Source organism: Sphingosinicella sp., from assembly GCF_041916975.1.
In the GTDB taxonomy this organism is placed as follows: domain Bacteria; phylum Pseudomonadota; class Alphaproteobacteria; order Sphingomonadales; family Sphingomonadaceae; genus Sphingosinicella.
The window spans coordinates 3775106-3795144 of sequence record NZ_JAYRYK010000001.1; the positions used below are offsets into that span (position 1 = coordinate 3775106).

Annotated in this window: 14 protein-coding genes; 3 read left to right on the forward strand and 11 right to left on the reverse strand. The window is 63.6% G+C overall.

Features of this window, described 5'->3' with window-relative positions; all coding sequences use genetic code 11:
* Positions 1-11: 11 nt before the first annotated feature.
* The 7 genes from ACE3TJ_RS17680 to ACE3TJ_RS17710 all read right to left on the reverse strand — a co-directional run bounded on the left by ACE3TJ_RS17680 (position 12) and on the right by ACE3TJ_RS17710 (position 9263).
* The gene (locus ACE3TJ_RS17680; RefSeq protein ID WP_374598548.1) at positions 12-1511 is read right to left on the reverse strand and encodes a gamma-glutamyltransferase; all 1500 of its coding nucleotides are present in this window, start codon (positions 1509-1511) and stop codon (positions 12-14) included.
* A 10-nt stretch (positions 1512-1521) separates the two neighbouring features.
* Entirely contained in the window at positions 1522-2961 is a 1440-nt protein-coding gene (locus tag ACE3TJ_RS17685) for a hypothetical protein (RefSeq protein WP_374598550.1), read from the reverse strand.
* Between the two features lie 83 nt (positions 2962-3044).
* Entirely contained in the window at positions 3045-4607 is a 1563-nt protein-coding gene (locus tag ACE3TJ_RS17690; RefSeq protein WP_374598552.1) for an FAD-dependent oxidoreductase, read from the reverse strand.
* Positions 4608-4632: 25 nt separating this feature from the next.
* Positions 4633-4974: a Rieske (2Fe-2S) protein gene (locus ACE3TJ_RS17695; protein WP_374598554.1), complete on the reverse strand. Its 342-nt coding sequence runs from the start codon at positions 4972-4974 to the stop codon at positions 4633-4635.
* Positions 4975-5043: 69 nt separating this feature from the next.
* A complete protein-coding gene (locus ACE3TJ_RS17700) occupies positions 5044-5775 on the reverse strand; it encodes a TenA family transcriptional regulator (RefSeq protein ID WP_374598556.1) in 732 nt (243 codons plus the stop codon).
* 67 nt (positions 5776-5842) lie between these two features.
* The gene (locus tag ACE3TJ_RS17705; RefSeq protein ID WP_374598558.1) at positions 5843-6670 is read right to left on the reverse strand and encodes an aspartate dehydrogenase; all 828 of its coding nucleotides are present in this window, start codon (positions 6668-6670) and stop codon (positions 5843-5845) included.
* A 79-nt stretch (positions 6671-6749) separates the two neighbouring features.
* Positions 6750-9263 carry a TonB-dependent receptor plug domain-containing protein gene (locus ACE3TJ_RS17710; protein WP_374598560.1) on the reverse strand — a complete coding sequence of 838 codons (2514 nt, stop codon included), beginning with the start codon at positions 9261-9263 and terminating at the stop codon, positions 6750-6752.
* Between the two features lie 374 nt (positions 9264-9637).
* Here ACE3TJ_RS17710 and ACE3TJ_RS17715 point away from each other — a divergent pair, with 374 nt between their 5' ends.
* Positions 9638-10498, forward strand: a complete 861-nt coding sequence (locus tag ACE3TJ_RS17715) for an alpha/beta fold hydrolase (RefSeq protein WP_374598562.1) — start codon at positions 9638-9640, stop codon at positions 10496-10498.
* On the opposite strand, the gene ACE3TJ_RS17720 is transcribed toward ACE3TJ_RS17715, so the two are convergent.
* The 3 genes from ACE3TJ_RS17720 to ACE3TJ_RS17730 all read right to left on the reverse strand — a co-directional run bounded on the left by ACE3TJ_RS17720 (position 10465) and on the right by ACE3TJ_RS17730 (position 14943).
* Positions 10465-11454 carry a bile acid:sodium symporter family protein gene (locus ACE3TJ_RS17720; protein ID WP_374598564.1) on the reverse strand — a complete coding sequence of 330 codons (990 nt, stop codon included), beginning with the start codon at positions 11452-11454 and terminating at the stop codon, positions 10465-10467. The genes ACE3TJ_RS17715 and ACE3TJ_RS17720 overlap by 34 nt on opposite strands.
* 109 nt (positions 11455-11563) lie before the next feature.
* Positions 11564-13753, reverse strand: a complete 2190-nt coding sequence (locus ACE3TJ_RS17725) for a glycosyltransferase (RefSeq protein ID WP_374598566.1) — start codon at positions 13751-13753, stop codon at positions 11564-11566.
* A 5-nt stretch (positions 13754-13758) separates the two neighbouring features.
* A complete protein-coding gene (locus ACE3TJ_RS17730; protein WP_374598568.1) occupies positions 13759-14943 on the reverse strand; it encodes an HlyD family efflux transporter periplasmic adaptor subunit in 1185 nt (394 codons plus the stop codon).
* A 553-nt stretch (positions 14944-15496) separates the two neighbouring features.
* Here ACE3TJ_RS17730 and ACE3TJ_RS17735 point away from each other — a divergent pair.
* On the forward strand, positions 15497-16180 hold the full coding sequence (locus ACE3TJ_RS17735) for a TetR/AcrR family transcriptional regulator (protein ID WP_374598570.1): 684 nt from the start codon (positions 15497-15499) through the stop codon (positions 16178-16180).
* Positions 16181-16214: 34 nt separating this feature from the next.
* On the opposite strand, the gene ACE3TJ_RS17740 is transcribed toward ACE3TJ_RS17735, so the two are convergent.
* Complete coding sequence (locus ACE3TJ_RS17740; protein ID WP_374598572.1) at positions 16215-17405, reverse strand: MFS transporter; 1191 nt, start codon at positions 17403-17405, stop codon at positions 16215-16217.
* 344 nt (positions 17406-17749) lie between these two features.
* On the opposite strand from ACE3TJ_RS17740, the gene ACE3TJ_RS17745 reads away from it, so the two are divergent.
* Entirely contained in the window at positions 17750-19993 is a 2244-nt protein-coding gene (locus tag ACE3TJ_RS17745) for a TonB-dependent receptor (protein ID WP_374598574.1), read from the forward strand.
* The last annotated feature ends 46 nt before the right edge of the window (positions 19994-20039 follow it).

The following is a 20039-nucleotide window of genomic DNA, read 5'->3' on the forward strand; positions in this document are numbered from 1 at the left end:
TCGAAAAAGCCCTAAAGCGCGACGCAGGCACCGACGGTGCGTGGGTCTGCTGCCGCGGCTGTACCCTCATCCGGCGAGCGGCGGAGGATCTGCATGGCCGATCGTGTCGCCCAGCGATCCACGGTCTGAACGGCGGGCGCGGCGGCGGCGAAATTCGTGAGGGTTTGCGCGTCGAAACCCTCCTCGACGATCACGGAGTCATCGCCCGGTTTCCATTCCCAGCGCGGCGCGGCAATCAGGCGGCCGACATGGGTTTCGCCTGCACCGATGCGTGCGAGCGTCTGCGCGTTCCACGGCATCTGGTTGGCGCCGCCGGGGGTGGCGCCGAGGAAGCGGGTGCCGTCTGCCTTCCCGACCGCCCACGCGTGCAGCGTTGTCGCCGGGCGGCGTCCGGCTTCCGGGAAATTCGGGTGACCCGGCGTGCTGTTGAAACCGCGCCCGGCGCGGTTGGCGAGGATCAGATCGAAATCGCCGACGATGATGCCGCTGCCGAAGCGCGGGTAGGAATTCGAATGGATCACGGTGACCATCGTGCCGTCCGCGTCCACGGCGGAGACCATCGACGTGCCCGACAGGCCGGAGAGTTCGCGCCGCCGCTTCGCGATCGCCGCGACGGCGTGGCGGTAGACTTCGGGCTGCGATGCGGCCGTCTCCGCATCGAGCCCGGCCACGGCATCGGCGAGCGACGCGCCGTGCGTGGGGAGCGGGGTAACGAACAGGTCGTGTCCGCAAAGCTTTGCCTGCGCGGCGTCTGCCCAATCCGCGCTCGCGCTCATCAGGTCGGCGGCGGTCACGATGCCGCCTGCCTCGGCAATGCGTGCGACGACGGCGTTTCCAACCGGACCGCCGAAGAAGCCTTCGCGCCGTTCGACGAGTTCGCCGATCATACGCGCCATGCCGGGCAGGCGCATCGTCGTTCCCGGTGGGATCACCTTGCCGCCCGGATAATAGACGGTGCCCGCCGGGTTCATGGACGCGACGAGCGCGCGGGCCTCTTCCGACAGCACCGAGCAGATGCGTGACCAGGCAAAGCCGCGCCGCGCGAGATCGATCGCGGGGGCGGCGAGGTCGCCCAGCGGCAGGCGCCCGCGCGCCGCGAGCGCGAGATAGCCCATGGGCGCGGCGGGCACGCCGATCGATGTGGGGCCGGTTTCTTCCATTGCGCCGCGCGCCGCGACATCGGCGAGCCCGGCGGGTGCGCCGCCGATGGCGAGGAGCGCTTCGGGCGCGCTCTGCTCCGGCGCCCATGCGAGCGCGATCAGGTCTCCGCCGAGCCCGCATTTCGGAGGCAGCAGCACGGTTTCGGCGAGCGCGGCAGCGACCACGGCATCATAGGCGTTGCCGCCCGCGCGCAATGTTTCGGCACCGATGAGGGCGGCGGTCGGCGCGGCGGCTGCGACGATGCCCCATTCGCCGCGCGCCTGGCACTGCTCCGCCATGATCGCTTCGGCGCCTGTTTCACGCCAGCGGACGGTACTGGCTGCGCTCGATCCATCGTCGCCTTTTGCCATTTCCGCTATCCTATTCCAGCATCAGCGCGGCGACGATGCCGACGGTGAGCAGGCCGAGGAACACGGGGATGAGATTGCGGCGGGCAAGCTCCTCCGGCGAGACGCCGGCGATGCCCGCGACGGCGCAGACACCCGACCACGGGATGATGGTGCCGCCGCCGACCCAGACGCTCGCGATCTGCCCGGCACCCGCGAGGATCGCGACGTTTTCGGGCGATACGCCCGCGAGCGCGGCGCTGAGCGCGCCGGTGAGCGGCAGGCCCGAAAAGCCCGATCCTTCCACGCCGGACAGCATCCCGATGAGGAGGATGCCGAAGGCGAGCAGGGTGGTGTTGCCCTCTATGCTTTCGCCGACGATGCGACCGACATCCATCAGATAACCGGGCGTGCCGTCGCCAAGCACGGTGATCGCGTGCTTTGGATCGCCGAGCAGGAAGAAGGCGACGATGGGGATAACGGGCGCGAAGATGCGGATGGCGAAGAGGAAGCCCTCCGTCAGGTGGATGACGATGCCTTCGAGAGCACGGTGGCCTTCATGCGCGAGGCTCGCAAGGATGAGAAGGCCGACGGCGGTGCCGCCGAGAAGCGCGGTCGCATCGCTGCCGTAGATCGCCTTGTCGGGCGTGAACACGGCCCGGTAGATCATCAGCGCGCCGACGCCGAGCAGCACGAGCGGCACGCAGAAAGCGAGCAGGCGGCTGAACCGGCCGGGCACGGGCGGGGCGCCTGCGGTGACGACGACGCTGACCGAGATCGAGATCGCCGGGCCCTCCTCGAGGCGGCCTTTGCGCATATCCCGGTGCAGGAGCAGCGCGGCCACCGCGAACGCGACGACGCCGAGGATCGTGGAGAACAGCGACGTGTAGGGCATCACCGCGCTCGACGGCAGATTCGCGGCGCTGGCGCTGATGCGGGTCGCGGCCTGGATCACGGGATCGGCGGAAAGCGCCATGCCGTGCCCGGCGATGTTCATGGCGACCGCGGCGCCCATCGCGGGGAGGCCGACACGGGCAGCGACGGGGATCAGCACCGTGCCGATCAGCGCCACGGCGGGCGAGGGCCAGAAGAACACCGACGCGATGTACATGGCCGCGCCGATCACGAAGAACGCCGACCACGGCCCGACCATGAACTTGCGCAGCGGCGCGACCATCATCTCGTCGACACCCTGCGCCTGCAGCGAACGCAGCATGGCGAGCATCAGCGCGATCAGCAGCACGATGTCGAAGAGCTGCGTGCCCGACATCAGCATCGCCTTGAACACGCTCTGCACGGCAAAGATCGTGCGATCCACCGCACCGGTTCCGGCGTTCACGGACTGGAAGCCCAGCGCCACGATGCCGAGGATCGACAGGATGATCACGCCGCGGCGAAACGCCATGGCCAGAATGATTGCAACGACCACCAGAACGAATGTCCAGTGCGCAGGCGTCATGCCCATACTCAACACCACCGCCCCCTTTTTCCGGCCCTCCGCAGGTCCGGCCCTCTCTCGGGTTGGTTTGTATGCTCGCTATTTTTTTGTTCGGTAACCTACGAAACCTTGACGTAAATCTGCCCGTCCTTCTCCAGCGTGGGATAGGTGCGGACCGGCCGGGTCGCCGGCGGATTGATCGGCACGCCCGTCTCCAGCTCGAAGATCGATCCGTGGCACAGGCAGGTGAGCCCCTTGCCCTCCACCTTGCCGGACGCGAGGTGGCAGGCGAGGTGGGTGCAGAGATTGTGCAGAGCGTACACCTTGCCGCTGGCGCGCGCGACGGCGATCTCGGTGCCTTCCACCGAAAAGCGGCGCACCATGCCTTCGGTCACCTGCCCGCTACGGGCGACGCGCTGGAAATCGTCCGGTGAGGCTTCGGCGGGGGAGGTGTCATCTTCGTCCGGCTCTTCCTTGCCGAAAATGATCTCGGTCATCTCGGTGTCGTCGTCGGCGAGGAGGGCGGGGTCTATACCGCGCTTGTCGGCGATCAGCGTCTTTGCGTGCATCACGTCGCCGCCGCGGTCGAGCCCGAAGACGGCGACCACGTGGCCGTCCTTCAAATAGAAGGCGCTGAAGTCGCGGCCTTCGACATCGCCGCGGAAGACGATCTCGTCCCACTTCGCGGCGTGCCCTGCGAACTGGAGGTTGTGATCGTATTGATCGGACCAGAACCAGTGCACGTCGGTGTATTCCGTGCGGATGCCGAGCATGTTGGCGGCGGCGGCCTGTGCCTGGCGCGTGGCGTTGTCGAAATGCTCGACACGGACGCGGCCCGCGACCGGGTGCGCGTGATTGGCGATGTCGCCCGCCGCATAGACGCCGACCGCCGACGTGCGGCAGAATTCATCGACGCGGATGCCGTTGCCGACGGTGATTTCGGAGGCTCGGGCGATCTGGTCGTTGGGGGTGACGCCGATGCCGACGACGACTATGTCGCCTTCGAGTGTCGTGCCGTCCTTCGTGCGCACGACGAAGCCGGTTGCGGTGTCTTCGATAGCGTCCACCATCACGCCGCAGCGGATATCGACACCCTGATCCTTGTGGATGCGCGCGACGATGTCGCCGATGTCCTTGCCGAGGATGTGTTCGAGCGGCGTTGCTGCGGCTTCGAGGACGGTGACGTCCGCGCCTGCGGTGCGTGCGGCGGCGGCGATTTCGAGGCCGATGAAACCGGCGCCGACAATGACGACGCGCAGGCCTTCGCGGAGCTTCGCCTTGATCGCCTGCGCGTCATCGAGCGTCTTCAGATAATGGACGGCGGACGAGGTGACGCCGGGCAGGCGGCGCGGCGAGACTCCGGTGGCGATCAGCACGGCGTCGGCGGCGAGCGTGCTGCCGTCGGCAAGCTCCACGCCGAGCGTTTCGACGTCGATGCGCCTGGCGGGAACGCCGAGTCTAAGTTCGACATTGTTTTCGGCGTACCAATCCGGCGACACGGACCAGATCTCGTCGTCGGCGGCGCTGCCGGAGAGATAGTCCTTGGACAGCGGCGGACGCTGGTAAGGCGCATGGACTTCATCGCCGACGATCACGATCTTGCCGTCGAAGCCCTGCTTGCGAAGTGCGCGGGCGGCGGAGGCGGACGTGTGGCCGCCGCCGATCAGAACGAATTGCCGCATCGGGCCTTGGTCTCCGGTTTTGGATTCAGTTTGCAACGGCAACGGAGCTCGCGATGACGCGCGGCTCGGCGAAGATCTCGACCATGCCGTTCGTGACGCGCGTGTCGTAGACGGGCTGACAGCGGCCCATCTGCTCTTCCCAGCCGGTGTTGACGTCGAAGGCCCACTGGTGGCCGGGGCAGATGAGCTTGCCCTGGAAGATCAGGCCCTTGAAGAGCCGCTTCTGCTTGTGGACGCAGATATCCGCCATGGCGCGGGGCTCGCCTTCGAACAGATAGACGACGACATCTTCGCCGCCGACGTTCGCAAGCACCTTCTTCTTCTTCCGGAGCACGTCGAGTTCGACGGCCTCCACCCACTCAGCCATGATCCCGCACGTTCCCCTCGAGGCCGGGAGGAAACCTGCCCGGCCTTGCCCCCTTCAACGACGCGCTGCTTAGGCCGCGACGGCCTGCGGCGCTGTTTTGCTGCTGCCCTGCACGTAATAGTCGTAAAGCGCCTTGGTGTAGGAGAAGCGCATGTCGGCGGCATCGCGCACAGCCTCGAGGCACTCCTGCTGCAGCGCGGGCGTGTCGGCGTACTTGAGCACGATCTCGTAACCGCGTGCGCCGTGCACCTCGTCCGACGAGATGTGGAGTTCGAAGAATTCGGCTTCGTCCTCCGTGAAGCCGTACTTCTCGATCAGCACCGGATACTGGCGGCGGTAGATATCCGGCACCTGCGATTCGAGGCCGACGATCAGCGCGGCGCTGGCGACGACCCAGTTGCGGCGCATGGCGGTTGCATAGCACCAGCCCTGGAAGCCGCGCGTAACCGGGTTCACGTTGGTCGGGTCCATCACGCGCTCGGCGGTGGTGCCGCAGGCCTCGGCGAAGCGGATCAGCAGATCGGTGTGACGGATGTCCGCGAGTTCTTCCTCGTACATGTTCTGGAGGAGGAAATCCTTGGCATCCATCGCGTGCTCGGGCGCGTTCGCATAGATGTAGGCGAGATAGTCTGCGAAGGGGCCGACATAGTAGAAGTGGTTTTCTGCCCAGCGGCAGAAATGCTCGCGGGTCAGCTCACCATTCATCCACGCGAGGCTGAACGACGCGTCCTTGGCGGCGCGGCCCTGCATGGCCTCCTTGATCGCGGCCTTGAAGGCCTCCTTGCTGAGAAGTTCGGTCATATCGTCTCTCCCTGAATCCGCTATCCCGTCTTGTGTATACAGTATGCATAAATGAGTCAACGCGCTTCTAGCCCCCGATCCGCGTCGCCGGGACGAGCGAACGCAGCGCCGCGATCGCGGACAGCGGCGTGAGCGTGCCGGTGCGCGGGTTACCGGGCATCTTGTAGCTCTTCACTTCGATGCGCAGCTCGGCCGCGGGCGATTTGACGAGGATTTCCTGATAGATGCAGTCGACCGCGGGATCGGCCCACATCTCGACGCGCGTTCTATCGGGGCCGAGCGTCGCGAGGCTGAGCGTTGCGGCAACGTTGGCGTTGGCGGGGAAGGCGCGCGCGGCTTCGGCGGCGCTGCCTTCGAACACCAGCATTGGCGCGTCGAGCCCGGAAAGATCGAAGCCTTCGCGCACGATGTGCGGCGCGCCGATCAGGCTTTCGGGAGGTTTGCGCGAAACCAGCGTCACCGCATCGAAACCCGCGCGCGCGAGGGCGCGAATGCCATCGAAACCGACGATGCCGCCCGAGGGTACGACGATACGTGCGCCGGTTTTTTCGGCAAGATCGAACAGCTCGGGATGATGCAGCAGGGCGCCCGAGTTCATCGTGAGGAAGGTCTTGCCTGCAGCGATGGCGGGGTGCGCGATGTCGATATGCGCGGCCGCCACGGCGCAATCGAAAACAATGTCTGCCGCGCCGACCAGTTCGCCGATTGAAAGCAGCGGAACCGGTGTTCGGAGCGTGCCGAGACTCGCGGCAGCTTTCGCTGCGTCGCGCACCGATATGGCTGCGAGCGACAGGCCGGGGATGCCTTCATCGAGAGCGGAAGCAACGATCTTGCCGATCACGCCCAGCCCAACGATTCCGACCTTCAGCGGGGCCGCAGCAATGCTTTTCGTCATCATGCGCCTTTTGCGTGTTTGAAAAGGCTATGGCGCGATGCGTTTGAAACGCACCGCGCCACCGCCTGCTCATACGAAACTAGAACTGGAACTGTACGCGTGCGTAATACGTGCCGCCATTCACGCCCATCGGCGACGTGGTGGGATATTTCGACCCGAGGATGAAGCGATACGGATTGATGTCCGGATTGTTGTTGAGCAGGTTCTGAGCACCCACCGACAGCTCGATGGCCGGCGTGATATTGTAGCCGAGTTCGGCATCGAACGTGATTTCGCTGCCGGCATCGATTCTGAGGCCGCCCGAGTTGACGTGCATCTCGGTGTACTTGCCGTAATAATTGACGCGCGCCAGGGCCCGCCAATTATCCGCCGTGTGCGTGATCGAGGCATTGCCGCGATAACGGGGCAGGTTCTTTTCCAGCTGCAGAACGCGCGTCACGCTCAGGAGCTCGTCGGGGTCTGTCGGATCGAAGGATGTGACCTTGGTTTCCGTCCAGTTGCCGGCGAGGCTGAAGTTCGTCTTGCCGCCGGGGATGAAATCGAGCGGCATCGTTGCAACCACATCGACGCCCTGCGTCTTCGACGAGAAGTCGTTGGTGAAGAACCGTACCGAGCCGAGATCGACGGCGCTGAGATAACCCGCGGCGACGAGGGCTGCCTTCTGCTCATCCGTCAGCGCGTAGCTGGCGGACTGGGTGAGGCGATCCTTCATCTTGATGTTGAAATAATCGACCGTGAGGCTCAGCCAGCCGGCATCGTAGACGAAGCCGAGGCTGAAGCTCTTCGACGTTTCGGGCTTCAGCGGCTTGCCGCCCACCGCAACCGCCGCCGGATTGGTGGCGGGGATGATGCCCGACTGGATAAGCCGGCCGTCGGTGGTGAGTTCGGTGGTGAGACCGCTGTAGTTCTGCTGGCCCGGCGTCGGCGCGTGGAAGCCGGTCGCGTAAGTGCCGCGAATGCCAAAATCTTCGGTGATATTGTAAAGGCCGGAGAGCTTGTACGTCACCTTGCTGCCGAAATCGCTGAAGTCTTCGAAGCGGACCGCCGTGCCGAGCACGAGCGCCTCGGTGACGTTGGCTTCAAGATCGAGATAGGCGGAGATGTTCCGGCGCGAGAACGTGCCAGCAATGGCAGGCGAATAGCCGGGATAGGATTCTTCACCGACAAGGAAACCCTGTGTCGCGAGCACGCCCGCGAGATAGGTTTCGGGATCGCCCGCGATCACCTCGAACTGTTCGCGGTGCCACTGGACACCGCCCGCGATATTGAGCGGCGAATGGAAGCCGACGTCGGCGGCGTAATTGAGATCGGCGTTGAACACCATTTCAGACTGGTGCCGCTTGCCGTTGTTCTTGAAATCCACCGGCGATCCCGTGCCGAGGCTCGGGTTCAAGGAATTGCCGACAAAGATGTGCATCGAATGGCGACCGGCACCGAAGCTGACATCGTAGCTCAGCTTGTCGGTGATATCGCCGCGCATTCCGAGCGATCCGTAGATGTCCTTGATCTTGTTGCCGAACAAAGGCGTGTAGCCGCCCGGATGCACATTCTGTGCAACGAAGCAGTTTGGATTCGCCGAGGCCGCGGCAAGGCGGGCGAGGGCGTCCGGGTCGTTGACGCCGATCGGATCGTTGATGATACCGGTGCCGCCGAAATCGATGCCGCCGTCGCAGGTGACGCCATCATCGGGCGTCATGTCGCCGACGAGATAATTGCCGGCACCATCCGTGAACACGCCCTGACGATCGGCCGCGTTGCGATAGAAGAAATCGTTGTAGACGGTGCGCTGCGCGTAGCCGCCGAAGGCATAGAATTCGCCGCCGAGGCCATTCTCGACCGCTATGTTCACGAACGTCTTGATATCGTCCTTGAATGCCGGTGAGCCGAACCGCGTGGCGGGGGTCGGCACGTCTTCGAAGCCGGCATCGATCAGTGCCTGCGCATCGCCGCGCTGCACGGCCCGCGTCGTCATGTCGGTGTCGCTGTATTCACCGCTGAAGCGGACGAAACCGTTTTCGCCAAGGCGCGTGCCCCACGTTGCCGCGACCTGATAGGAATCACCGTCGCCCTTGTAGGTGCTGCCGATTTTCGCCTGGATGGTTCCACCCTCGGGCGCATCGCTCATGATGAAGTTCACGACGCCGGCGATGGCGTCGGAGCCGTATTGCGCGGCGGCGCCGTCTCGCAGCACCTGAACCTGCTTCAGCGCGATCGCGGGGATCGAGGCCATGTCCGGCCCCTGCGCGCCGTCTGAAATGCCGCCCGAGAAAGTCGGGATATCCGACGCGCGATGCTGCCGCTTGCCGTTCACCAGAACCAGCGTGTGGTCGGGCGACAGGCCGCGCAGCGTGACCGGGCGAATGCCCGATGCCGTGCCGCTGATCGTATTGTCGTTCACGTTGAGCGAAGGCACGATCTGGCGCAGCAGATTGGCAACGTCCGGGCTGCCCTGACGCGAGAGATCCTCCGCGCTGAAGATATCGACGGGGGCCGGAAGATCGGCCACCGAGCGGGCCTCGCGGCGCGATCCCGTAACGATGATGGTCTCTTCGGCGGCCGGATCTTCCGCCTGTGCGAATGCGGTTGCCGGCAATGTGGAAAGACACGTCGTGGCGATCAAAAGCGCCGAGACCGTGGCATACGAATACGACTTTTGGCTTCGCGCAGAATTGCGCGAATCATGATACGAAACCATCGCTTCACCCCCTCTTAGGACCCCCGGACGAGACTCAGGCACGTCGTTTTTAGCGATTGTTGTGAGTCCGTTCCGCCCGCGTCGGTCGACTTCCCTACTTCGATGCTCGCAGTAACTTTTTTGATTTTGACCACTGTATACAGTGGACGAGTTGAAGTGTATACAGTGGACGAAAGGAGTCAACTGGCTCCTCCGAAAAATTCTCCTCTACGATAAATCCATGTTTAAAATGGGTTTTCCAGCCGAATTCAAGTCTGGAGGCTATCGAATTCATGACCGGTTCGGATGATATTTCGCGCATCGATCTCGGCCCCATATCGCTTGCGTGGCGGGAGGAGGGCTCGGGCGCCGAGCCGGTGCTTTGCATCCACGGATCGTGGGATGATCATGGCAGCTGGGATGGAGTTGCGCAGGCGCTTGCCGGCGATTTTCGAATCATCCGCTACGATCGTCGCGGGCACAGCGCGAGCACCGCGCCGCCGGGGCAGGGACGTCTCGGGGAAGATGTGGAGGATGCTGCGGGTCTGCTCGCGGCGCTTGGAATCGAAGCCGCGCATGTGATCGGCCATTCCTATGGCGCGACGATCGCAATCATGCTCGCGGCGCGCTTCCCCGCGCGCGTGCGCAGCCTGATGCTGCATGAGCCGCCCGTGTTCGCGCTGCTTGCCGGGGATGAGAGCGAGGCGCTGCGCGTCGAAGCGGCGGGGCTGATGAAACAGGCGGCAGAATTGCTGATGCGCGGCGAGACGGAAGAGGGCGCTCGGCTCTTCATCGAACGCGTCGCGTTTGGAGAGGGAGCGTGGGACGCACTGTTCGGCGACGCGGCGCGGGCGGCGATCCTGAACAATGCGCACACATGGCTCGATCAGTTCCATGATCCCGAGCGGCTTGCCGTCGATGTGGGGGCGCTCGTAGGTTTTCACGGGCCGATCACGATGTCGACCGGCACCACGACGCTACCGGCTTACGCGGCGGTTGTGGAACGCATCGCCGCGAAACTCCCGGCCATGAATGTCGCGCCGGTGGATGGAGGGCATGGCGCGCATATTTCGCACCCCTGCTGCTTTGCCGACGCCTTTCGTCGGCATATGCGAAGGTGTCATTCCGCCGCGCTGGCGACAGCCTCCGGGTGATCCGCGTAGACGCGCGCGATCACGGCGCAAACGATGAGCTGGATCTGGTGATAGATCATCAGCGGCAGGATCAGCATCCCGACGAGCGGCGCCGCGAACAGTGCCGCCGCGATCGGCACGCCGCTCGCAAGGCTCTTCGTGGAGCCGCAGAACACCAGCGCCACCTCATCCGCCCGCGACATGCCGAGCACGCGCGACAGCGCAAGGGAAACGAGCAGCACCGCGGCGAGCAGCAGCACGGAAAGCCCCGCGATGGTTGCGAGGTCGACACTCGATACGCGTGACCAAAGCCCGTCGACGACCGCCGCACTGAACGCCGTGTAGACGACAAGAAGGATCGATCCGCGATCGAGCTTGCCGAGGAACGCCTTGTGGCGATCAACGAAGCGGCCGATCAGCGGCCGCGACAGATGCCCGACGATGAACGGTATCAGCAGCGTCACCACCACCGAGCGGATCGCCGCAACGGTATCGATCTCGCCGCCGGCGCCCTGGGCGTGGATTAGCAGGCCCGCGAGCAGCGGCGTGAGGAACACGCCGATGATGTTGGAAAGCGACGCGCTGCACACCGCTGCGGCGACGTTGCCGTGACCGATCGACGTGAACGCGATCGACGACTGGACGGTCGAGGGCAGCACCGCGAGGAACATGAGGCCCGCCTTGATGTCGGCTGAAACGATCCGGTCCGGTGCCAGCGCGATCGCGAGCGCGATCAGCGGGAACACGATGTAGGTTACGCTGAGCGCCGAGATGTGCAGCTTCACCGCGCCTGCGCCGCGCACGATCGCTTCGCGCGAGAGCTTGGCGCCGTGCATGAAGAACAGCAGCATGATGGCGAGCCGCGTGGCGATCGCGAACCCCTCCGCCACTTCGCCCCGGCAGGGCAGAACGCTGGCGATGGCAACGACGGTGAAAAGCGCGATCGTGAACCCGTCCGGGCGCAACTTGACCAGCATGGCGACTCCTGATCCGGCCGCTATCTGCGGCGTTGGCGCAGGCGTTTTATGTCAGGAGCCATGCATTTCACAATATGCATACTGTCGACAGTTGATAAATCGCGGATGTTTAACGCGCGAGGCCAGCCTGCCTTGGCGCCGGCAGAGGCGCGAAATGCGGGGTAGCCACTTCTTCCTGCGGTTCGGCTTCGGCGGAAGAGGAGGCAAGCGCGACACCGGCTTCGAGATTCGCCGCGAGCTTGCGGACGGCGGCGGGCTGAATGAGGCGCGTGGCTGCGGAGAGCTTGATCTCTGGCGCTTCGGGCTCGGGCGCGGGCGCGGGCAGGGCCTGCACCGTGAGATCGGCGGCCCACAACCTCCGGATAACCGCCCCGGCGACAGCCATGGCGGAGGGCCGCTGCGCGTTGACCTGGATCCGGTTCGTGAACAGCCAGACGATCAGGCGGTCGCGCACGTCTTCGGAATGGAAATCGAACGCGACACCGATGCGGCGGCCGGTTCGGCGGACGAAACCGCGAACGATGCCGACCTCGGGGAGAACCACCTGCACGCGCTCACCGATCGCCAGATCAGCAGGCTCGGCGACCTCCATGCCAAGGCCGGACAGGGAAATATCGCCCTTGCCCGAGGTGATCATGTGGCCTGCGTCGCTGAGCAGCGACAGCGGCTGCTGGATCTCGAACCGCTCCTCACCGCGGATGCGCGGCTTTTCGAGGCACATCATCGCGACGAGGATCATGACGAGCATGTTGAGCAGAAGCCAGAAGCTCACCATCGGCAGCAGTTCGTCTTGTACGACGATGCGATAGTCCGCGCCCATGTTCGCGACCATGCCCGCCACGCTCGCGGCGATCAGGAAGAGGCAGGAGAAAAGCACGCGCGTTTCCCAGTTTCCGCCTCCCGCCGCGGAGCCCTTGGGCGTGACCTTGAAGACGTGGCCGTGCGGCTTGATCAGGGTCTGCAGGACGACGGGGAGAATCCGGAACATCTGGAACACAGCGAGAACCTGTGCCGCCAGCGGATAATACCGGCCGGGCGCAAGCAGCGTGATGCCGACGAGCAGCGCCAGCACCAGCGGCAGCAGATAACTCGTGAGACTCGGCAGATCGACGTCGATCATCGGCGACAGGTTGAAGAGCATGAACATGATCGGCATCAGGATCGCGAAGGCCGATTGCAAACCCTGCGTGATCCATGCCGAGGGCAGGAACATCAGGCGGTGCCGCAGCTTGAGGCCGGGGCCGAGCGGGCCTTCTTTCAGATAGAGGATCTGGATCGCACCCTGCGCCCAGCGTTGCCGTTGCACGAAGAACGCCGCCGTGCTTTCCGCCGCAAGGCCGTAAGCGAGTGGCTCGTTGAGATATCGCGTGACATAGCCTTGGCGCAGGCTCGCCAGCGTCAGCAGCATGTCTTCGGTAATCGAACCTTCGGGCAGACCGCCGCCGATATCCTCGAACAGCTTGCGCCGCGTGACGGAATTCGAGCCGCAGCAGAACGAGGCATCCCAGCCGTCGCGGCCGGGCATGATGGCTTCGAAGAAGAAGCGCTGATCATCCGGCATCGCCTGCTGCAGGCCGAGGTTGGTCTGCATCGGATCGTGGTTGTAGAAACTGTGCGGTATCTGGACGATCCCGATCTTCTCGTCTTCGAAGAAGCCCATCGTGCGCAGCAGGAAATCGCGCCGGGGCACGAAATCGGCATCGAACACCGCGACATAGGGCGCGGTCGTGAGCGTGAGGGCGTGATTGATGTTTCCGGCCTTGGCGCCCTTGTTGTCGGGACGGTTGATGTAGCCGGCGCCCTTGGCGACGCAGAGATCGTGGACCCACTGCCGGCGCCCGTCATCGAGCACCCAGATCCGCGCGTCGGGCCAGTTGAGCGCGAGGCATCCGAGGATGGTTTTTTCCAGAACGTCGCGAGGCTCGTTGTAGGTCGCGATGAACACGTCGACGGGAGGCAGCTTCGCGGCGTTCTCGGTCCATCTTGCGCGCAGCAGGGCTTCGCCAGAATCGGCTTCGGCCGAGCGGTCGGTGGGGCGGGAGAGGATCGCAAGCAGGATCGCGGCATCAAACAAGGCCGCGAGCTCCACGGTGAGGCAGAGGAGCGGCCACCAGAGGTCGCCGGGGCCGCCGGACCACGGGATCGTCCGCGTGATTCGCCAGTGGAGATAGTAGAGGATCGTGGCGCCGACAGTCGCGATGATGCCGGCCCGGCTGTAGCGGACACCGCCGAACAGGATCAGCGCCCCAAGCACCAGGGCGAGGGGCGCCAGCGTTTCGATCAGCGGGAGCGTGTTCAAGGCGGTCAGATCGTTCGGCTGAACCGCACTTCGGCCAGCCGCCCGACATCGCACCTGCGGCTGGGATCGAGCGCTTCGGGTGCGGCTACCGAAAGCGCGACGTCCACGATGATCTCGCGCGCGCCCGGCTTCGAATAGGTGGACGCGGCCAGCAGCCGTTCCTCGCGGCGGCTCGCGGCGCCGGTGATGCTGGAGATGCGGCCTTTCATCCAGCGATCGGAGCCGATCAGGCGCACGTCGGCGGGGCCGCCGGGCACGATGGCTTCGGCCTTGCGCTCCGGCAGCGCGACCTGCACGAAACGGCGACGGCAATCGACGAGATCGAGGATGGGTTCACCGGCGCGCACGGCGGCACCGGAGCTTGCCGTTGCCGCCCAGATGAGCGTTCCGGCGGGCGCGCGGTAGCTTGCGCGGCCGAGCGCGTCTTTCAGGCGCAGCTTTGCCTGCGTGTACTGAGCGGTGGCATCGCCCAGCGTCTTTTCGATGATCTGCCGCTGCAGCATCAGCCGGTCGGCCTGCTGCGTGGCATAAGGCGCGTCGTTGTAGCTGTCGCCGATAAAAACGCCGGCACGCGCCGCCTTTTCGGTGACCTCGATCGAGCGCAGCTTCGCGGCGGCGCTGCTGCATTCGCTGTTCGTGCGTGTTGCCGCAGCTTCGGCCTTCTCCACGGCGGCGGGGGACATGAAGCCTTCGCCTGCAAGCTTGCGAACGCGCGCGAGCGTTGCCGCCTGCTGCACGCGTTCTGCCTGGCATCCATTGAGATCGGCAAGGGCGCCGCCGCGATCCTCGCCGAGACGTGCGCTCGTGGCCGCGTTGAATGCCGATGCGCGCTTTTCAAGCCGCTGCTCTTCGACGCGAAGCTCGGCGAGCTGGCGCTGGGCAAGATCGATCTGCGCCTGCGCCAGATCCGCCGCCGCCGCGAGGTCCGCAACGTCTCCCGTATCCTGCGACAGATCAAGCAGCCGGATCGAGGAGGCCTTCGCAAAATACCGGCCGTCTGCGGGCAGGTCCGCCACCGTGCCATCAACCGGCGCCGACAGGCGAATGAGCGGCGCGTTGATCGCCGCCTGCGTCGAGACGTCGTTGAAGACATAAGGCGCAAAGCCGATCGCGCTGACAGCGATAAGCGATGCGGCAAGCACAAGCCGTGTGCTGCGTGCACGGACGAAATTCTGGATGTTTATCTTCATGCTCTGCGGCCCTCGCGCCAATCGAGGCGTTGGCGCTCTGCCGCCTTGATAAACAAATCTGGCTAATGCCGAGTTAACCCCGCCGATAGCGCAACCAATGGCTGTCGATCAGGTTGTCGGCGCTGTTGCCCTAGTGCGGCACGGTTTCGCGCCCGTACCGCGCTTTCAGCAGGGCGAACAGGCCGCCGCCCGCCAGCAGGGCAGACTGGCTCCGTGATCGAATGTCTGCGCCGGTGTCGAGGCGTTCACCGAAACCAAGGACGTGATGATCGGCTACTGATCACGGCCACGATGATCCCGACTGCACCGGAAGCGGTGGTCGATCTCGCCGAGCGGTTACATAACCATTCCTATGGGGTGGAGATATTTCCACTAATATCGAATATTTCAAATCAAGAATTGGTTTGGTGAAGACTCGCATCGACTGCCTATTCCATGTCTATGCTGTTGAACGAAGGTCGTGTCGGGCAGCCGCCGGCCGGTTGCAACGGCCGCGGGATTAGGGCAAGCTTTATCTCAGACCCTGTAATTATTGGATAAATGATCGCCTGTTATGATTGAAGACCAGCCTCAAGCCCGGCCAGCCCAAATCCGAAGACCGCGTCAGAAGCGGAGCCAGGAGCGGTTCGAGGCGATCCTCGATGCAGCCGCGCGGGTGCTGAAGGACCGCGAGCCAGGCGATGTCAGTATTTATACGCTTGCCGAAGAGGCGGAAATGTCGCCTGCCTCGATCTACCACTTCTTTCCCGATGCGCAGCACGTCTTCGCGGCGCTGGCGGAGCGCTATTTCGGTATTTTCTCGGAGGGCATGAATCCCGTCTCTGATACACCGTTCACGACATGGCAGAGTCTGGTGGATTTTCGCTACGAGGCATCGCGTTGCTTCTACAATGCGAACATCGCGGCCCGAAAGATCATCTTCGGTGCTGGAAGCAACTGGACGATACGCGCGCGAGACCTTGAGCTCGACCGCGAACTCGCATTGAGTGCTATCGCGCAAATCCGGCAATGCTTCGTCCTGCCGGAGATCCCGGGCCTCGTTGATCGCGTAACCGAGACGATCGTTCTCAATGACTCGCTTTGGGCCTTGTACAATCATCGCTACGGCTATCTTCCCGACCATGAGGAAGAATATGTTCGGCGCGCGCGCTTTGCGCATATGCGGACTTATCTGCCCGAGTTTCTGGTACAGCGCGAGATCGAGGAATCGGATGCTGCATCCGAAGTGGTGGCTTAGGAAAATTTGAAGGTTTCGCGGTCGTCACTCGCGATCAGTCCTGCCACGCTTCCTTTTCGATTTTCGCGGGCGGCGCGTGCAGGCTGGCGACGAGCGCCATCGCGATCGCCAGCACGCCTATCGCCAGCCAGAAGGCGCCCCCGATGCCGTGATAACCGACGGCAATCCCCGCGAGCGTTGGCAACAGCGCGGCCCCCGCGAGCTGGACCGCTGCGATATAAAGAAGTGCGCGCCGGGTCGGGTCGATCTCGACGAGGAGGCCGGCGAAGGCGGGAAGCGTGAAGAGCCAGAGAAAACTGAAGGCGGCGCTCAGCGCATACAGGATGCGTATATCATGCTGCGCGTGCAGCATCAGCAATAGCACGAGGATCGCGAGCGCAGTGCTCGCGAGAATTGTAGCGCGCGGCAGCAAGCGAGAGCCAAGGTGTGCGGCGACCAATGCACCTATGATCTGTGCGGCGAGCGACAGCGCGACGGCTCTGCTTTCAAGCTCAGCCGGAAAGCCATTGTGCGAGATCCAAAGGCCGAGATATCCCCATATGCATAGTGTCGCTCCGGTGAAGGCGCCGACGGCCGCCAAGCCGACGAAGCTGCGTGGGCCGAGTTCGCCGCCGCTTTGTTTGCGTTCTGGTGGGACAAGCCGCCGAGGTGCGATCGTTGCGATGAGCGTTGCTGCAAGTCCGCAACCCGAAAGGATGGCGAGGCAGCCATCGGTGTTCGATCCTTCGAGCGCAAGGCTGGGCGCGAGCGATACGGCGACGAATTGAATGAAAGTCTGGGTGGCGAGGAAGAGGCCGCTGGCGCGCTCGGGTTGCCTGCTTCGCGCGATCGCGACGAGGGCGAGGGCCATTAAAATGCCTTCGATCACGCCGACCGCGCCGCGCGTGGCGATCAGCGCCAGATCGCCTTTGACACCTATCGTGCCCGCATTGAGTGCTGCTGTGAGAAGGCCGGCACCCACGGCGACGCTGTGGGCTCCGAAGCGGGCCAGCAGGCGCGTGCCGATGACACTGCCGATAGCGATGGCCAGCAGTTCGGTTGTGACCAGTGCGCCGACGGTCGTTTCTGAGATCCGTCCTTCATGGACCATGGCACTGAGGAGAACGGGCTCGATGCCGAGCACCGTCGTTCCGAGCGACCCGATGACGATGGCAGTGCCGAGGTTCCGCCCGTTGATCGCGTGATTCGTCATGCCGCTCCCTGCCCGCCGGATGCCGGCACGCACGCTGCCCTATCCCATCCATAAGTCAATACATATCTGATTATAGAGGTAGGATGCGGCCCATATTGCACATATGGCTTGACATAATAGCAAATCGAAAAAGAATAATAAGATAAATATCCATTTTAGGGATGGCGTGAGTCGGTGGGACAGGATTGGGGGCGTCGGCTCTCGGCAACATCTGCGGACGTGGACGGATGCGGGGATGCCGCGCCGTTATCCCCTCGCGACCTCGGGTGAGCGCGTGTCGAGCCAACTTCGCAGGGTAGCGCGGATGCCCGGTCCAATTTGATCATGGATGGCCGCAATCTGAAGACAGGCGGCCGCTTAAAGGAGGGGAAACTGCAATGCGTAAAACGCTTCTGATGATGACCGCCTCGCTTGCCGCGATGGCTGCTCCCGCATTCGCCCAGGCTGTGCCGGCTGAGGTCGAGTCTGCTTCGCCGGAGGATGCGGAACAAGCCGGCGGCATTGGGGTCATCGTTGTGACGGCGCAGCGCCGTGCCCAGAATGTTCAGGATGTGCCGATCGCGATCGCCGCGATCGGGGGCGAAGGATTGCAGGAGGCTGGGGTTCGCGACCCGCGCGACTTGACCCTGCTTGTACCCAGCCTTTCGATGCAGGCCGGAACCGCGGCGACGACGACCTCGCTGTTCATCCGCGGTGTCGGGATCGGCGACTTCAATTCGAATACCACGGGCGCGGTCGGCGTTTATGTCGACGACGTATTTCTCGGCGCCAACGCCGGCAAGCTGTTCAACATTTTCGACAGCGAAGGGATTGAGGTGCTGAAGGGGCCGCAGGGAACGCTCTATGGCCGCAACACGACGGCAGGCGCGATCCGGTTCAGCTCGCGCAAGCCGACCAACGAGCTGACGATGAACGCCTCTCTGCTTTATGGCCGTTTCGACGAGGTGCATCTTGAGGCGGGCGTGGGCGGCCCGATCGTGAAAGACGTGCTCAAGGTTCGGGTCGCCGGCCTCTACAATCGCCGCGACGGTACCACGCTCAACCGCGTGACCGGCAACCATGTCAACGACATCGATATCTGGGCCGCGCGCGGCATCGTTGATTTCACGCCGAGCGCTTCCGCTCTGCTGCGCCTTAGCGTCCATGGCGGGGCCAATCGCGGCGGTGCCCGGCAATTCCAGCATCGCGGCCAGGGCATCGACTTTTTCGGGAACCCGGCCTTTCTGCCTGACGGCACGCCGCTTGATGGCCTTGGTTATGCTGATACCGACGATGACATCTATGCCGGCGATTATGACATCGAAGGGCAGGAGAGGGTGGACGTGTTCGGCGCCTCGCTGACCGGTGAATTCAGTATCGGCGACCTCACCCTCACGTCGATCAGCGCCTACGAGAAGGTCAACCGGTCCACGATCGAGGATACCGATACCAGCCCCAACGACATCATCAATGCGCTCTACAAAGACCGGCCCCGCCAGTTCAGCCAGGAGCTGCGCCTTGCCTCGGGCACGGGTGACCGCATTTCGTGGATCATCGGCGGATATTATTTCCACGATAAGCTGACGACCGCCAGTTACTATGATCTGCTGCGCGATCTGCGCGATCCGACGGCGCCGATGAACGGTTTCGATCCGGCAAACTCGATCGGGCTGCTGCGCTATCCTTATGAGCAGAAGACGACCAGTCTTGCCGCCTTCGGTCAGGCCGACATCAAGCTGAACGATCGCCTGACCGCGACGCTCGGCCTGCGCTACTCGACGGACAAGATCAAATTCGATTTCAGCAGCTTCTTTGACGAGGAGGGCTTCATCGTCCCGCTCGTCGACATCAACGACAGTCGCCGTTTCAAGGATCTTTCATGGCGCGCTGCACTTGCCTGGCAGGGCGACAATATCCTGCTCTATGCGTCTGCCTCAAAGGGGTACAACAGCGGCGGCTTCGCCGGGGGTGCCGCGACCGATCCGCTGCAGCTCCAGCCTTTCGGCTCGGAAAAGCTTTTCGCTTACGAGGCGGGTTTCAAGAGCGATCTGTTCGACAGACGGCTGCGTTTCAATGCCTCTGCGTTCTACTATGATTATCGCGATCTTCAGGTGTTCGTGTTCGATACCAGCGCGACAGTCCCGGTGCAGCGCAAGCTCAACGCCGGTAACGCACGGATCCTCGGCTTCGAGGCGGAAGTTACCGCGAAGCCCGTGGAGCCGCTGGAACTGTTCGTTGCAGCAAGTATCCTCGACAGCGAATACAAGGATTTTAGCGGTCTCGCAGGCTCCGACTTCGACGGCAACAAGCTGGTCAACGCACCTTCGCTCGCGCTGTCGGCCGGCGCCACTCTCACGTTGCCCGTTGGCGAGAACGGAACCGTGCGTGCGCATGTCGATACATCGTACAGCTCGAAGATCTATCTTTACCCTGACAATCTCCCCGGCAATGCAGTTGGTGAGCACGCCCAGCTGAATGCCCGCCTTGCTTACAAGCCCGATGAAAAATTCGAAATCGCGCTTTGGGGAAAAAATCTGACAGGGACCAAATATCTCACGGCGCTCTTCCCGGTCATTACCCAGGATCAGCTCAACTACAATGATCCCAAGACATATGGCGTCCAGGTGTCCTTCAGCTTCTGAGGTCCGGGATAAAAGCAACGCTCCATTGGATGACGAATTTCACAGA

Excerpts from the sequence above, each read along its gene's own strand:
- ACE3TJ_RS17690 (WP_374598552.1), bottom strand. The coding sequence starts at position 4,607 with ATGCGGCAATTCGTTCTGATCGGCGGCGGCCACACGTCCGCCTCCGCC.
- ACE3TJ_RS17735 (WP_374598570.1), top strand. The coding sequence starts at position 15,497 with ATGATTGAAGACCAGCCTCAAGCCCGGCCAGCCCAAATCCGAAGACCG.
- ACE3TJ_RS17695 (WP_374598554.1), bottom strand. The coding sequence starts at position 4,974 with ATGGCTGAGTGGGTGGAGGCCGTCGAACTCGACGTGCTCCGGAAGAAG.
- ACE3TJ_RS17680 (WP_374598548.1), bottom strand. The coding sequence starts at position 1,511 with ATGGCAAAAGGCGACGATGGATCGAGCGCAGCCAGTACCGTCCGCTGG.
- ACE3TJ_RS17705 (WP_374598558.1), bottom strand. The coding sequence starts at position 6,670 with ATGACGAAAAGCATTGCTGCGGCCCCGCTGAAGGTCGGAATCGTTGGG.
- ACE3TJ_RS17700 (WP_374598556.1), bottom strand. The coding sequence starts at position 5,775 with ATGACCGAACTTCTCAGCAAGGAGGCCTTCAAGGCCGCGATCAAGGAG.
- ACE3TJ_RS17715 (WP_374598562.1), top strand. The coding sequence starts at position 9,638 with ATGACCGGTTCGGATGATATTTCGCGCATCGATCTCGGCCCCATATCG.
- ACE3TJ_RS17720 (WP_374598564.1), bottom strand. The coding sequence starts at position 11,454 with ATGCTGGTCAAGTTGCGCCCGGACGGGTTCACGATCGCGCTTTTCACC.
- ACE3TJ_RS17730 (WP_374598568.1), bottom strand. The coding sequence starts at position 14,943 with ATGAAGATAAACATCCAGAATTTCGTCCGTGCACGCAGCACACGGCTT.
- ACE3TJ_RS17745 (WP_374598574.1), top strand. The coding sequence starts at position 17,750 with ATGCGTAAAACGCTTCTGATGATGACCGCCTCGCTTGCCGCGATGGCT.